We start from the raw sequence: 13,992 nt of genomic DNA on the forward strand, positions 1-13,992 counted from the left end.
TAGGGTATTTTTGGTCTACTTGGCATGTAAAACGGCCAGTTGCACGCAATATAGGGTATTTTTGGTCTACTTGGCGCGTGAAACGGCCGGCGGGGCCAAATGTGTATGGTTTTTCTCAAGCTGGCCTAAATTACAACATGTTCTTAACGCTATTTCACGAAAATTGGGAATCTCATGTAACTAAGGCGTTTCGTATCGTTATTCTTCACAATGTGCACATGCAACAACCTAAACCATTCCAACGAAAGCCAGGTGGCCTTCCATGACCAAGAAAGTGTCCTTGTTCATCACTTGTTTGGCCGATCAGCTTTACCCCGAGGTGGGTGAAAGCGTCGTCAGGCTGCTCCACCGCCACGGCTGCGAGGTCGATTTCCCGGCTATGCAGACATGCTGCGGCCAGCCCGCCTTCAACAGCGGCTACCAAGACGAAGCCCGCGAGGTCGCGAGGCAGTGGATCCGGGCGTTCGAGCACAGCGACTACATCGTCTCCCCCTCAGGCTCCTGCACCGGCATGGTGCACCACTATTACCCCGATCTGTTCCGCGAGGAGCCGGAATGGCGCCGCAAGGCGGAGCAGCTGATCGAGCGCACCTACGAGTTCTCGCAATTTCTCGTGCAGGTGCTCGACGTGACGGATTTACAGGCTGCTTTTCCGCACAAGGTAACCTACCATCCCTCCTGCCACGCGATGCGCCTGTTGGGGGTCCGCACGGAGCCGATGGAGCTGCTGCAAGGGGTCCGAGAGCTGGAGTTCGTCGAGCTACCGAAAAAGGAAGATTGCTGCGGGTTTGGCGGGACGTTCGCAGTGAAGATGGCGGATATGTCCGAGGCGATGGTGTGTGAAAAAGTGGCGCATGTATGCGAAACCGGGGCGAATGTGCTGGTCGGGACCGACATGGGCTGCCTGATGAACATCCAGGGACGGCTGAACAAGGAAGGCAAGCCGATCCGCGTGCTGCACCTCGCCCAACTGCTGGAGGAAGGAGTGAACACCCGATGAGCGCACATGCCAATGCCAATGCCAGTGCAAATGCAAATGCTAACGAATCGGCTTCGCACCACGGAGGCGCGGCTTCCGAGCTCGAGCTGATCGGGACCGGGCTGAAAAAGCGGACGGAAATCGCGCTGGAGGACCATTTCCTGCGCAAGGCGGTCGCCTTCACGACCGACAAGCTGCGCGGCGGTAAAGCGAACGCCACCGACGAGCTGGGCGAATGGGAAGTGTGGCGCGAGCGAGGACGGGCGATCCGCGAGCATGTCGTTTCGCATCTCGACTACTATCTCGGGCAGTTCGCGGACAATGTGGCGAAGAACGGCGGCCATGTCCATTTCTGCCGCACCGGCGAAGATGCCGTGCAGGCGTTCATGGGCATCGCCAAGAAGCACAACACCCGCCTCGTCGCCAAAGGCAAGTCGATGGTATCCGAGGAAATCCACCTCAATCATCGGCTGGAGGCCGAAGGCATCGAGGCAATCGAGACCGACCTCGGCGAGTACATCCTGCAGCTGGCGCGCGAGACACCGTCGCACCTGATCATTCCGGCGATCCACAAGAACAAGCAGCAGATCGCCGAGCTGTTCGGGGCGGAGGCGGGGCGGCCGTTTCCCGCCGAGACGAAGCCGCTCGCAGCCTATGCGCAGCAGCGGCTGCGGAACTATTTTCTCGAGGCCGACATCGGCCTGACCGGGTGCAACTTCGGCATCGCCGAATCCGGCACGGTCACCCTCGTCTCCAACGAGGGGAACGCCCGGATGGTGTCGACGCTGCCGAAGGTGCACGTGGTGGTCATGGGGATGGAGCGCCTCGTGCCTACCTTCGCCGACGTGGAGGTCATGCTGGGTCTGCTGGCGCGCAGCGCCACCGGGCAGAAGCTGACCACGTACACGTCGTTCGTCACCGGCCCGCGCCGCGAGGGCGACCTCGACGGGCCGGAAGAGCTGCATGTGCTCATCCTGGACAACGGCCGATCGGCGCAGCTCGGCGATCCGGTGTTCCAGGAGGTGCTGCACTGCATCCGCTGCGCGGCATGCCTGAACGTCTGCCCGGTATACCGGCATGTCGGCGGCCACACATACGGCTCCGTCTACAGCGGGCCGATCGGGGCTGTTCTTACGCCGCTCCTGCAGCAGGACATGAAGGAGGCCGGTCAACTCTCCTACGCCTCCAGCTTGTGCGGAGCGTGCTACGAGGCTTGTCCGGTCAAGATTCCGCTGCATGATATGCTCGTCCAGTTGCGCAACCGCAAGGTGAAGATGGGCTACACCCCGGCACTGGAGAAAATGGCGTTCAAGCTGTATGCGACCACGTTCGGCAACGTGAAGCTCTACCGCACCGCTACGAAAGCCGCCTATTACTTGCAATTGCCGCTCGTGCGCAAGGGCATGATTCGCAATGGAGTCGGGCCGCTGGCCGGCTGGACGCAATCGCGCTTCATGCCGATGAAGCCGAAGCAATCGTTCCGCGACCGGTGGGACGCGCTGCAGCGGGAGCTGCAGAGCACCGCTAGGGCGACTCAGCAAACGCAGCAACAAACCGCGGAGGTACATTCGAAGATGAAGAAGAACGAGGAGGAGAGCCGATGAGCAGCCCGCAACCGTCTAACCCAACTGCAACTGCCCAAGGCGGCGCGAGCAGCCCGCAACTGTCTAACCCAATTGCTGCTGCCCAAGGCGGGACGATCAGCGGCAAGGACGCCTTCATCGGCCGGCTCGCCAAGCAGTTGGGCCGCTCCGCGCCGCTCACGGCTCCTCCCGCGCGCACCGTTACCGGCGTGCCCGAGCATTATGCCGACGTGCAGCTTAGCCAAGCCGAGCGCGTCGCCCTATTCATCCGCAGCTGGACGGCGCTGACGGGCAAGGTGTGGGTCGTCTCCGCCGCCGAGGCGGCGGAGCGCATCCCCGAGCTCGCGCGCCAAGTGTGCGCCGAGCTGGGCATTGACCGGGTGACCCGTTGGGAGCACCCGGACCTGCAGGCGCTGCCGCTCGACCGCGAGCTGGCAGCCCAGGGCATCGCCGTCGTGCCTTGGCGCGAAGACAGCGCCTCCGGCGCGGCGGGCGACGCCTCCGGCACGGAAGCCTCGATACCTAGCGCATCTGCCGCCCAGTCTGCCGCGCTAGCCGACACCGCCAGCTCGAGGGCCGCCTCACCCGACACTATCAGCACGACCGTGGCCGGCACGGAAGCCTCGATGCCTAGCGCATCTGCCGCACAACCTGCCGCGCTAGCCGACACCGCCAGCTCGAGGGCCGCCTCACCCGACACTATCAGCACGACCGCGGCCGCCGACCCCGACAGCCGCTGGCGCGGGCGCAGCGCGCTGCTGCAAGCGGCCGAGCGCTGCCGCATGGGCATCGTCTGGCCCGACTACGCGCTCGCGAACACCGGCACGCTCGTGCTACAGGCGCACGGCGGTCGCGGCCGCTCCGTCTCGCTGCTGCCCGATACGCTGTTCGCGGTCTTCCGCGCCGATCAGCTCGTCACGCGTATGGGCGAGGCGTTCGCGCACATCCGGGAAGAGCGTCCCGGCATGGCCGACATCCCCTCTTCGATCAACTTGATCACGGGACCGAGCCGCAGCGCCGACATCGAGAACGACCTGACGATCGGCATTCACGGGCCGGGCAAAGTGTACGCGGTTATTGTCCAATCGTAACCAATCGACTATACTGAGAAGCATGACCTCATTTTCTATCCTGAAAGGGGATTTCCCATCATGAAACTCGTTACAATTCTCGCCGAGTCCGGCCAGCATCAGCTCGGCGTTAAAACCGAGGAAGGCATCCTGAACATTCAAGCGGCAATCGAAGTAGTCGCCGGAGCCTCCAGCGTACCTCAATCGACGCATGCCGTGATTGAAGGCGGCGCTTCCGCTATCCAACAGCTGCAAGCTTACGTCGACCAAGCGCTCGCCGCCTCAGCTGCGGACAAAGCGACGTTCATCCAGCAAGAGTCCGAGATCGCTTACGGCCCTTCCGTGCCGAACCCGCGCAAAATCATCTGCGTCGGCCTCAACTACCGCCGCCACGCGGAAGAGACGAACGCCAAGATCCCGACTACGCCGATCCTGTTCAGCAAATTCGACAACACTTTGACCGGCCACAACCACGATGTTCCGCTGCCTAAGACGTCCAGCAAAGTCGACTACGAAGTCGAGCTCTGCATCGTCATCGGCAAAAACGCCAAGTACGTCTCCAAGGAAGAAGCGCTTGATCACGTATTCGGCTACACCGTTGTGAACGACATTTCCGCCCGCGACCTGCAGCTGCGCACGCAACAATGGCTGCTCGGCAAAACCTGCGACGGCTTCAGCCCGCTCGGCCCTTACCTCGTCTCTGCGGACGAAGTAGGCGACCCGAACAACCTGAACCTCAAGCTAACCGTAAACGGCGAAGTGCGTCAGAACTCCAACACGTCCGATATGATTTTCTACTGCGACGAGATCGTCAGCTACATCTCCCAGCACATGACGCTGTATCCGGGCGACATTATCCTGACGGGCACACCGGAGGGTGTGATCTTGGGTTATCCGGAAGAAAAGCAAGTGTGGCTGAAGCACGGCGACGTCATGACGGTCGAGATCGAGAAGCTCGGCTCGCTGACGAACCGGATGGTAGACGAAGCTTAATCACAGCCATCATTATACTTGCCTCAGCACCTAACAAAAGCGGTTGCGATGACCCCTCGGGTCCTCGACAACCGCTTTTTCATACATTGTTAGCCCCCTGGTTTTCCCGCCAGCATCTTCGCCTCGAACGATGAAGCCGACAAAGGCCGGCACATGTAGAACCCCTGCATCTCATCGCATTTGTGCGCTTTCAAAATGGCAACCTGCTCCGCCGTCTCCACGCCTTCAGCCAGCACGTTCATTTTCAGCGAATGCGCCATCTCGATGATCGACTGGACGATTGCGGCCTCGCTCGTCACTTCCCGCATGTCGCGGATGAACGAGCGGTCGATCTTGATCGTATCGAACGGGTATTTGTTTAGATAACTGAGGGAAGAATACCCGGTACCGAAATCGTCGATCGAAATTTGGATGCCGAGCTGTTTGATCGCCTGCAGCTTCTCGATCACCTGCTCCTGGTTGTTCATCGCCACGCTCTCTGTTATTTCCAGCTCGAGGTATTCCGGAGACATGCCGGTATCCTGCAAAATAAGCTTCAGCTTATCGACCAAATCGTCCTGCTTGAACTGCAGCATCGACAAGTTCACGGCGACGCGCATCGGCGGATAACCCTTTAGCTGCCAGGCTTGGTTTTGCCGGCAGGCGGTGCGCAGCGTCCATTCGCCCATAGGTACGATCAAGCCGGATTGCTCGGCAAGCGGGATAAACTCAACAGGTCCGACAGTACCGAGCTCCGGGTGCTCCCAGCGAATCAGCGCCTCCACCCCAACGATCTGCTCGGTGCTCAAGCTCATCTTCGGCTGGTAATGGAGAATGAACTCGCCTCGCTCCAGCCCGCCGCGCAGCCCTTGCTCGAGCGCCAACTTGCGCGCCGCAGTCATATTCATCCGCTGGTTATAGAAGCGAAAGCTGTTTTTGCCGAGCTCCTTGGCCTCGTACATGGCCAGGTCGGCGTTTTTGATCAGCGCCTCGGACGTCTCGCCGTCGTTCGGGTACATCGCGATTCCGATGCTCGTTGTGACGACGATGGAATTGCCTTCAATAGCAAAAGGTTTGGCGATCGCGTCCATCATCCGCTTCGCCACAATCGCCGCCTGATCACGGGTTGTGTTCGGCAGCAGCACGATGAATTCGTCGCCACCGAGCCTCGATGCGGTATCGCTATCGCGTACGCAGCGGGACAGCCGCTTGGCGAGCTCCTTCAGCAGCAGATCGCCGACCGGATGACCGAGCGTATCGTTGATGTGCTTGAAGCGATCTACATCGATGAACATAATGGCAACCAACAGTTCATGGGTGAAAGCGAATTCCAGCGAATGCGTCACCAAGTCGTTGAATTTGTTGCGGTTCGGCAGTCCGGTCAAGCCGTCGTAGTACGCCATTTGCTTCACCGTGCGCTCCGAGCGTTTTTTCTCCGTTATGTCCCGGGCGATCGTCTGGATGAACGACTTGCCCTCGATCTGGATCAGGATGGAGTTCGCTTCAATCTCGATCCGCTCGCCGTCGTATTTCATGATCTCCAGCTCAATCGGTCCGGCCGGATCCTCCGCATATTCGATCGCATGCAGCCAAGCGGTTACTTCCTCCTTGCGATCCTCCCCCACCCAATCGTAGACGGAGTGTCCGAACAGGAATGTCGTATCCGGCACTCCCAGCATGCGGACCGTAGCTTCGTTGGCGAATACGATCTTCCCATTTCGATGCACCACGATCGCCTCCGGCGAAAAATCGACGAGCCGCCGATACCGCTCCTCGCTTTCTTTCAAGGCGCCTTCGACCAGCTTGCGGTCCGTGATGTCGCGCATGTAGATCGTATACTGCGTCATGCCGTGCAGGCTCACTTGCGTGACCGTCAGCTCCACGGTGATTTCGTATCCATCCGCGTGGACGGCTTGCGTCTCGATCCGGTTGTCGATCGCCCCGCTCGACGTTAGCTCGAGAAACTCCACAACCGAGCGATTGGCGAGGAACGGCGGCAACACGATGAGCTTGATCAGCGGCTGCCCCATCATCTCCATGCGTTCGTACCCGAAGGTCAGCTCCGCCGCAGGGTTGAACTCCGTCACTTTTCCTTCCCGATCGGTCAGGACAATACAGTCGATCGCCTTTTCCAGAATCGAGCCATTGAACGCCATTTGCTCCGCCAACCGCTTGTCCGCGAAGTAGGACGTGAACAGCACGATTTTCAGGATCACCCCGCTCCCGACCGCTACGCAGATCGCCAGGAAGAACGGGTCAACCGTGAAGCTGGACATGGTATTTTCCAGTGGAATCGGGGTGAAGTGTGCCGCCGCCATGCCGGTATAGTGCATGCCCGAAATGCCGAAGCCCATGATGATGCCGCTCCCGACCTTTTTGACGTGCATGAACAAAGGGACGTTGCCGCGCAGCCGAAACGCGAGCAACAGCGCCAGCATGGAGGACGCAATTGCGATGACGAACGACAGGACGAACAGTCCGGGGCTGTAGCGGATCGCCACGCCTTCCATCGCCGCCATGCCGATGTAGTGCATCCCGCTGATCGCGAAGCCCATCAAGATGCCGCCCAGCAGCAACCGTGTCAGGGTCAGCCTGGAGCGGCTGGAAGTGAACAGTCCTCCGAGCGAGGCGAGTACGGCTACCAGGATGGAGATGCCCACCATTACCATGTTGTAGGCCGCTTTGACCGACGTGAGGTGAAACGACAGCATTGCGATAAAATGCATCGCCCAGATGCCGATCCCCATCGAGACCGCCCCGCTCGTCAGCCACAATTTTCGTCTCCAGCCGTCCGTCAGCGTCACCCTCCTGGCCAGATCCAGCGCCGTGAAGGACGCCATAATCGCGATCATGAACGAAAGAAACATCAGGTAGAAATTGTAATGCCCGGACAAAACCGAATAATCCATCTCTGCACCCCCCTGCTGTTCCAACTGACTTGTTTGTCCGAGAGCCGACCCGTCCACGCTCGGACTCCCAGTCCCTATCAATTTATGCGAGATTCCGCTGCGAGGTGCTAGACGGATGAGACTTCCTACCTACTTTGTCGAAAAAAGAATGCTAGAGTTGGGGAGTGGTTGCTAGAACACTACAACATTGCACCACCTCACCCCTGTACCGAGTCCGCTGAACAATAACAAACAGCCGCTCCAACCACTACTCAACCTGCTTTGCCGAGTTTGCCCCTCACATGGCAATGGGTTACAAGCAGTGAAGTTTGGTTCATAATGTTGTGTCTACCGGCCGAACGTTCCACCCAGATATACAAGATCTGTACAACTAGGGACTCTTTTACTGCGAAAATAACCCGGTTTTGCCTCTTGGCATGTTGGGTTTAAACGGAATGTAACTATAGATGCAACCCAACCCCCCCGATCGCCAAGTAACCTTGCTCCGCAGCTGGAGCACCAATCACACTGTGCAGGACCTACGTAGTCAGGATAAATCGGACTATAGCGATAAGCCTTCCCATCCGCTCGAACTGCAGCACTGAACCGGGCTTCGGGGGTCATACGCAAAAAAACGCCCCACCTCGGGGCGCAAATGCGCAACCAAAGGTGAGACGCTCTAGCCATCAAACTAAATCTCATGCGCCAAAATCGAATACAGCAGCGAATCGTGCCAAGCGCCTTTCACGTGCAGATGCTCGCGCAGCAAGCCTTCCCGCTGCATGCCGAGCTTCTCCATCACGCGGTAGGAGCCGACGTTCGCCGGGCGGCACTTGGCGTAGATGCGGTGCAGCCCGAGCTCGGCGAAGCCGAACCGCACGAGCGCCTGCGCCGCCTCCACCGCATAGCCTTGGCCCCAGACGCCGCGGCTCAAGCAGTACCCGAGCTCGGCCGCAGCCGTGCCCTCGCGGTGCAGCCCGCAGCCGCCGATCAGGCGGCCGTCGCTGCGGCGCACGAGCGCGAGCTCGTACACCTGCCTCGGCCCCTCCACCTGCAGTGCACCGATCGTGCGCTGCAGGAACTCGCGCGTCTCCGCCTCCGTGTTCGGCCCCCACAGCATGTGGCGCGTCACCTCCGGATCGGAGGCGTACTCATGCACCGCCGCCTCATCCTCCGCCACAAAGTCGCGCAAGATCAAACGGCTCGTCTCCAATCGCAACGGAACCCCTGCCCCGGCCTCAGCCATCCGCAATCCTCCCGTCCTACAGCTCGAACGAGCTCTTGAGCGAGACGATGCGGTTGAATACAATCCGATCGCCGCCAGTATACCGCGAATCAACATTGAAGTAGCCGTGGCGGTTGAACTGGAACTTCGTTTGCGGCTCCACCCCGCGCATGCCCGGCTCCACAAAGCCGTGCACGATCTCGAGCGACGCCGGATTCAACCGATCCTTGAAATCTTCCGCGTCCTCCGAATCTTCCTTCACCAGCGACTCGAACAAATACATCTCGGCCGGCACCGCTTGCGAAGCTTCGACCCAGTGGATCGTCCCCTTCACCTTGCGCCCCGTAAAGCCGCTGCCGCTCTTCGTCTCCGGATCGTACGTGCAACGCAGTTCCACGACGTTGCCGTCGGCGTCCTTTACGAACTCCTCACATTTAATGAAGTAAGCGTTCATCAGGCGCACTTCATTGCCCGGGAACAAACGAAAGTACTTGTTCGGCGGATTCTCCATGAAATCGTCCTGCTCGATGTAGATCTCGCGCGAGAACGGGATCATGCGGCTGCCCATCTCCGGATTCTCATTGTTGTTCTTCGCTTCGAGCAGCTCGACTTGCCCTTCGGGGTAGTTCGTGATGACGACCTTCAGCGGCCGCAGCACCGCCATCGTCCGAGGCGCCTTCAGCTTCAGATCCTCGCGGATAAAATGCTCCAGCATCCGGTAGTCGGCTTGTCCGTTGCTCTTGGACACGCCCGTCTCCTCGCACAGGCTGCGGATCGCTTCCGAAGTCACCCCGCGGCGGCGCAAGCCCGACAGCGTAGGCAGACGCGGATCGTCCCAGCCGTCCACGAGCCCTTCCTCCACGAGCTGGCGCAAATACCGTTTACCCATAATCGTGTTGGTGAGCAGCAGCTTGGAGAACTCGTACTGATGCGGCGTCGACTCCATCTCGCATTCGCGGATCACCCAGTCGTACAGTGGACGATGGTCCTCGAACTCTAGCGTACAGATCGAATGCGTAATCCCTTCAATCGCGTCTTCCAAAGGATGCGCGTAATCGTACATCGGGTAGATGCACCACTTGTCCCCCGTATTGTGATGCGTGGCGTGCGCGATCCGGTACAGCACCGGGTCCCGCATGTTGACGTTCGGCGACGCCATGTCGATCTTCGCGCGCAGCACCATCGCCCCGTCCGGGAATTCGCCGGCCCGCATACGCTCGAACAGCGCCAGATTTTCTTCCACGGAACGGCCCCGATAAGGGCTATCTTTGCCCGGCTCGGTCAGCGTTCCCCGCGACTCTCGCATCTGCTCCGCTGTCAGCTCGCATACATAAGCTTTGCCCCTCTGGATCAGCAGCACCGCTCTATTGTACATCTCGTCGAAAAAGTCGGAGGCGAAATAAAGCGCGTCCCAATCGAACCCGAGCCACTTCACGTCTTCCTTGATCGCCCGAACGTACTCTTCGTCCTCCTTCACCGGATTCGTATCGTCGAAGCGCAGATGCGTCCGGCCGCCGAACTCGTCCGCCAGCGTGAAGTTGAGCCAGATCGACTTGGCATGTCCGATATGCAAATAGCCGTTCGGTTCAGGAGGGAATCGCGTCACGACCTGGGACACACGACCCGCCTGGAGATCTTCGATCACAACGTTTTTGATAAAATGGGACGAAGTCGCTTTGGTTGCTTCCATGTTTCCCAACCTTCCCCTCTTCAAAAATGAATATACCCTCTATCATACACCAAACGCAGGGCAAATATAAAGAGGGGACCGCTCGCACAAAATGCGCAAAAGCGTGGTCCGCGAAGGTCAGGACAGCTCCAACCGTTCCATCTCCATACAAATTTCATGCTGCCATTCCGTATCGTTCGTCATCGATGCCAGCAAGGACAAATTGGCGCAAGATGCCGCCTTCCATACATAAGCGGCGTTCGCAGCCAGACAATGCTGGCGTTCCAGCGCCTCGCCGGCCGTCAGCGGACGGTTCTGCTCAATAACCCACAGCTCCGCCAACCTTTGGTGAATCGCTTTTACCTTCATCGTCCGTCTCCCCCTCTCCAGAGCCTAGTCTTCCTTACCATCTTCGCCAGCAAGGGGAGCCCGTAAACCGTGCCTGCCGCAGAAAACAGCCCTCCAGCTGCGTTTTTTTTCGCTGAAGGGCCGCCCGCTAAGCTCGCTTCTTGAAGGTCAGGATGCGCCGGTACATCGATTTGTCTTTCAGTTTGTTGAACAGAAACGTCGCGGGAGCGAAATTCGCCTCGATGATCCAGATGCCGCCGTCCGAGTCGATGCCGAAATCAATGCCGACGTCGCGGATGTAGCGGTAGAAAGGTGCCAGCTTCAGCACCGTGATGAGCGCAAGCCGATCGAGCTCGGGAATGATCATCTCCTGCTGAAAGGGATCGACCGACGAGCGCTTGAGCGCCGTCTCGAGCGGCAACACATACCCGCCGCTGCGGTTGACGTTCGTGATAATATAGCCGGGTCCGCCCACTTTGGCCAATCGACCGGTTACTTGCCAAGGGGAATGGGCTGTTTTGCGCTGCACCATGAGTCGAACGTCGAAGAGGCGATCCTCAATCTGGGCCAGATCAATACGTTTCTGGATGATGTACGCCTTGTCGACCTTGTCAGCAATCGCCGCCTGAAGGGATTCGAAGTCTTCGGCCTCTACCACCTCTTTGCCCGTTTGCACACAGAACTTGCCGTCCTCGAGCTTCCTCACCATCAGCACACCATCGCCGCCGTAAGAGCCGCTTGGCTTCAGAATCCATTCGTCGTGCTTCTCCACTGCCTGCTTCAAGCTGTCATAGCTAAACCAAGTCGTCTCCGGCAAATGCGGAAGCAACCGGTCATCCTCGCGCATCACCTTGTATTTGTTCCATTTCGTGTAGGACAGTCCCACTTTCAACCCTCCGTTACTCGCCGTGAAGGCAGACGTTATGCGGATTCTCATTGCATGCAGTATATGTGGGGGGGCTTGACTGAGCAACATAGGAAAAACACCCAAGGTAGCGCTCCCGACGCGAATCTCGCAAAAATGGGAACCTACCCAGAGTGTTTGACAAAAGTCCAAACCTTAATTTTTCTAGTTTATGGTCAGATGCTCAGCAACGACTAGGAACAGTCAAGTGTAAAACTAATGCGAATCGCTGTTCGCAACCGGACCGCGAGCCGGACGGCGTTTGAAGCCGGAAGCTAACACGCCGAGCAGACAGACGATCGCCAAGCTCCAGAGCACGGCGCCGGTCGAAGCGGAAGCGGCTTCCACGCCGCCGAAGTACATCGCATTCCTCAGGCCACCTGCGGCATAACGAAGCGGCGTCCAAGAATACAGCCAATCCTGCGTCGCCTGCGGCAGAAATTCCGGCGCCATGTTAAGCAGCGGCATTGAGAAGAACATAAGCAGCACGAGAATCGCCATTGCCGGCAAACCGATCCATTGCAGCAGCGTAGACTGCAGCAAGAAGAACAGGCTCATGACGAACCATAAGAACAACCAGGTGCCGGTAGCATCCGCCAGCTCCATGCTATACCAGCCGGACGCCATCCAGATGATAAAGCCGGACAGCAGCGCGGCGATCACAACACCCCCGACCGTCTGCAAGGCAACGGCGCTTAATCGGCTGCCGCCTCGAGTGACCGCTTGATTCGTCGCGAGGAAGAGAAACACGCAGCTGACGAGGCTGCCGATCCAGCCGATCTGCGTCAGCATGCCTGGCGCATTGCCGCTAGCTTGGTTCGCGCCAACCGGATGCACGGCCTCGACCTGCACCTGCAGCGGAGCGAGCAGTGCGGTCGCTGTCTGCACCGGTATTTGCTGCGCCGTCTTGCCGATCGTCCCGAGCAGTTGCTGCGAAAGCGCGGTGCGGACGCCGCCCATCGCTTGCTGCAGCATTTGGCTGACGGCTCCGGACGCTTGGGCACTCATCCCCTCGTTCACGAGGATGAGCACCGTCGGCGGCTTCGGCGCAGACGACTGCGCGGACAACACGCCCGAGCTGAGATTCGCCGGCAGCACCAGCGCGCCGTAGTACTCTTGGCGATCGAGCCCCGCTCTCGCCTCCGCCTCCGAAGCGACCGTCTTCCAGCTGATGGGCAGCTGCTTCTCTTCACCCAGTTTCGTCTTGATCATCTCGCCCACGGCCAGCGTCCCGCCGCCGGGAATGGCGGCTGGTTCGTCCTGGACGACTAGCGCCACCGGCAAGTTTTTCGGCTTCGCCCCCGCAATCGAGCCCATCATAGCCAAGCCGAATACCGACAAGACCACAAGGGCAACCACAATGCCAAGGTAAAATTGCTTTTGTTTTAGTATATTCATTTTCAGATCGACCCCCCTCGTATATAATGAACAAGTTGTTGATTAATCATCACAGTGTTAATTATAATTAGAGGAGAGGAGATTGCAATAAGCAGATCCGACCCGATCTGTTGATTAAGTAAGGAGGCCTGCACCATGACCGACAAAATGGACCGCCGGCAAGTCCGCACCCAACAATTGCTGCGTCAGGCGCTGCTCGAGCTGATCGAATCCAAGGGCATCGACTCGATCACGGTCACCGATATCGCCACGCACGCCCAAGTCAACCGCGGCACATTCTACCTGCACTATCGGGACGTGGCCGATCTGCTGGAGCAATGGAAGGAGGAAGCGTTCGAGCGCATCCGCGCCAGAGCCGTGCAGCTCGATTTGAACGAGGCGATCGCTTGCGCCTTGAACGATGAGCCTTACCCGACCAGCATCCGGCTGCTGGAGGAGTTTCTGGCGAACGGCGACTTCTTCCGCGTCATGTTCGGACCTAGAGGCGACCTCTCCTATATGCTGCGCTTCAAGGAGCTGATGCGGTCGAATATGTACAATAAAATCACCTACATCCTCCCGGAGGAGTCGGAGCAACTGGTGCCGCTCGATTATTTGCTCACGTACTTGTCCTCGGCCAACATCGGCATTCTGCAGCATTGGATCGAGTCCGGCATGAAGCTGTCCCCACGGGAGGTGTCGCTCATCATGATGCGCATCCTCTGCCTCGGTCCGCTCGCCGCCACAGGGTACAAGCTGGGCAAAATTCAATTGCCCCGGATCTCGACTTCAGCCCAAAGGGATGGTTGAGCAAATACTATCTATAATGTAAGAAAACCTGATCAGAAAGACACCGATTAGATCCTCTGGCGTTGGTGTGCCGGTTGGCGCGGGAAGGGCAGGCAACTGGGTTCAGTTGGGTTCTGATCGCTCTTGAAATCATGGCCCTTGGTTGGTTGTGGTTAGGCCCTGATTTC

General features: G+C 58.8%; 13 protein-coding genes. 6 read left to right on the forward strand and 7 right to left on the reverse strand.

The window, feature by feature from the left end; all coding sequences use genetic code 11:
* The 3 genes from PKO02S_RS32965 to PKO02S_RS29090 form a co-directional block, all read left to right on the forward strand.
* A partial coding sequence (locus PKO02S_RS32965; RefSeq protein ID WP_218033967.1) for a hypothetical protein occupies positions 1–266 on the forward strand: 266 nt, incomplete at its 5' end.
* A complete protein-coding gene (locus PKO02S_RS29085) occupies positions 263–1,000 on the forward strand; it encodes a (Fe-S)-binding protein (protein ID WP_127588519.1) in 738 nt (245 codons plus the stop codon). The genes PKO02S_RS32965 and PKO02S_RS29085, both read left to right, overlap by 4 nt.
* Positions 997–2,583: a LutB/LldF family L-lactate oxidation iron-sulfur protein gene (locus PKO02S_RS29090; RefSeq protein WP_127588520.1), complete on the forward strand. Its 1,587-nt coding sequence runs from the start codon at positions 997–999 to the stop codon at positions 2,581–2,583. The genes PKO02S_RS29085 and PKO02S_RS29090 overlap by 4 nt, the downstream gene beginning before the upstream one ends.
* A 199-nt stretch (positions 2,584–2,782) precedes the next feature.
* Here PKO02S_RS29090 and PKO02S_RS32625 read toward each other — a convergent pair whose 3' ends face one another.
* Positions 2,783–3,271, reverse strand: a complete 489-nt coding sequence (locus PKO02S_RS32625; protein WP_164821752.1) for a hypothetical protein — start codon at positions 3,269–3,271, stop codon at positions 2,783–2,785.
* Here PKO02S_RS32625 and PKO02S_RS29095 point away from each other — a divergent pair.
* On the forward strand, positions 3,189–3,653 hold the full coding sequence (locus PKO02S_RS29095; RefSeq protein WP_127588528.1) for a LutC/YkgG family protein: 465 nt from the start codon (positions 3,189–3,191) through the stop codon (positions 3,651–3,653). The two genes, PKO02S_RS32625 and PKO02S_RS29095, sit on opposite strands and share 83 nt — an antisense overlap.
* Before the next feature lie 60 nt (positions 3,654–3,713).
* On the forward strand, positions 3,714–4,625 hold the full coding sequence (locus tag PKO02S_RS29100; RefSeq protein ID WP_127588521.1) for a fumarylacetoacetate hydrolase family protein: 912 nt from the start codon (positions 3,714–3,716) through the stop codon (positions 4,623–4,625).
* Between the two features lie 89 nt (positions 4,626–4,714).
* On the opposite strand, the gene PKO02S_RS29105 is transcribed toward PKO02S_RS29100, so the two are convergent.
* From PKO02S_RS29105 to PKO02S_RS29130, 6 genes are all read right to left on the reverse strand, one after another.
* Positions 4,715–7,513 (reverse strand): bifunctional diguanylate cyclase/phosphodiesterase, encoded by a 2,799-nt coding sequence (locus PKO02S_RS29105; RefSeq protein WP_127588522.1) that lies wholly within the window; start codon positions 7,511–7,513, stop codon positions 4,715–4,717.
* A gap of 670 nt (positions 7,514–8,183) precedes the next feature.
* Complete coding sequence (locus tag PKO02S_RS29110) at positions 8,184–8,738, reverse strand: GNAT family N-acetyltransferase (RefSeq protein WP_307720048.1); 555 nt, start codon at positions 8,736–8,738, stop codon at positions 8,184–8,186.
* 16 nt (positions 8,739–8,754) lie between these two features.
* Positions 8,755–10,407 carry a glutamine--tRNA ligase/YqeY domain fusion protein gene (locus PKO02S_RS29115; RefSeq protein ID WP_127588523.1) on the reverse strand — a complete coding sequence of 551 codons (1,653 nt, stop codon included), beginning with the start codon at positions 10,405–10,407 and terminating at the stop codon, positions 8,755–8,757.
* 117 nt (positions 10,408–10,524) lie between these two features.
* Positions 10,525–10,755, reverse strand: a complete 231-nt coding sequence (locus tag PKO02S_RS29120) for a DUF7667 family protein (protein WP_127588524.1) — start codon at positions 10,753–10,755, stop codon at positions 10,525–10,527.
* A 127-nt stretch (positions 10,756–10,882) separates the two neighbouring features.
* Positions 10,883–11,620 carry a YheC/YheD family protein gene (locus tag PKO02S_RS29125; protein ID WP_164821753.1) on the reverse strand — a complete coding sequence of 246 codons (738 nt, stop codon included), beginning with the start codon at positions 11,618–11,620 and terminating at the stop codon, positions 10,883–10,885.
* A gap of 234 nt (positions 11,621–11,854) precedes the next feature.
* On the reverse strand, positions 11,855–13,036 hold the full coding sequence (locus PKO02S_RS29130) for a YhgE/Pip domain-containing protein (RefSeq protein ID WP_127588526.1): 1,182 nt from the start codon (positions 13,034–13,036) through the stop codon (positions 11,855–11,857).
* Positions 13,037–13,171: 135 nt separating this feature from the next.
* On the opposite strand from PKO02S_RS29130, the gene PKO02S_RS29135 reads away from it, so the two are divergent.
* Positions 13,172–13,825, forward strand: coding sequence for a TetR/AcrR family transcriptional regulator (locus PKO02S_RS29135; RefSeq protein WP_127588527.1), 654 nt, complete (start codon positions 13,172–13,174; stop codon positions 13,823–13,825).
* The last annotated feature ends 167 nt before the right edge of the window (positions 13,826–13,992 follow it).

It is taken from the genome of Paenibacillus koleovorans NBRC 103111 (assembly GCF_004000845.1).
Lineage (GTDB): Bacteria > Bacillota > Bacilli > Paenibacillales > NBRC-103111 > Paenibacillus_AA > Paenibacillus_AA koleovorans.

Excerpts from the sequence above, each read along its gene's own strand:
- PKO02S_RS29085 (WP_127588519.1), top strand. The coding sequence starts at position 263 with ATGACCAAGAAAGTGTCCTTGTTCATCACTTGTTTGGCCGATCAGCTT.
- PKO02S_RS29090 (WP_127588520.1), top strand. The coding sequence starts at position 997 with ATGAGCGCACATGCCAATGCCAATGCCAGTGCAAATGCAAATGCTAAC.
- PKO02S_RS29095 (WP_127588528.1), top strand. The coding sequence starts at position 3,189 with ATGCCTAGCGCATCTGCCGCACAACCTGCCGCGCTAGCCGACACCGCC.
- PKO02S_RS29100 (WP_127588521.1), top strand. The coding sequence starts at position 3,714 with ATGAAACTCGTTACAATTCTCGCCGAGTCCGGCCAGCATCAGCTCGGC.
- PKO02S_RS29105 (WP_127588522.1), bottom strand. The coding sequence starts at position 7,513 with ATGGATTATTCGGTTTTGTCCGGGCATTACAATTTCTACCTGATGTTT.
- PKO02S_RS29110 (WP_307720048.1), bottom strand. The coding sequence starts at position 8,738 with ATGGCTGAGGCCGGGGCAGGGGTTCCGTTGCGATTGGAGACGAGCCGT.
- PKO02S_RS29115 (WP_127588523.1), bottom strand. The coding sequence starts at position 10,407 with ATGGAAGCAACCAAAGCGACTTCGTCCCATTTTATCAAAAACGTTGTG.
- PKO02S_RS29120 (WP_127588524.1), bottom strand. The coding sequence starts at position 10,755 with ATGAAGGTAAAAGCGATTCACCAAAGGTTGGCGGAGCTGTGGGTTATT.
- PKO02S_RS29130 (WP_127588526.1), bottom strand. The coding sequence starts at position 13,036 with ATGAATATACTAAAACAAAAGCAATTTTACCTTGGCATTGTGGTTGCC.
- PKO02S_RS29135 (WP_127588527.1), top strand. The coding sequence starts at position 13,172 with ATGACCGACAAAATGGACCGCCGGCAAGTCCGCACCCAACAATTGCTG.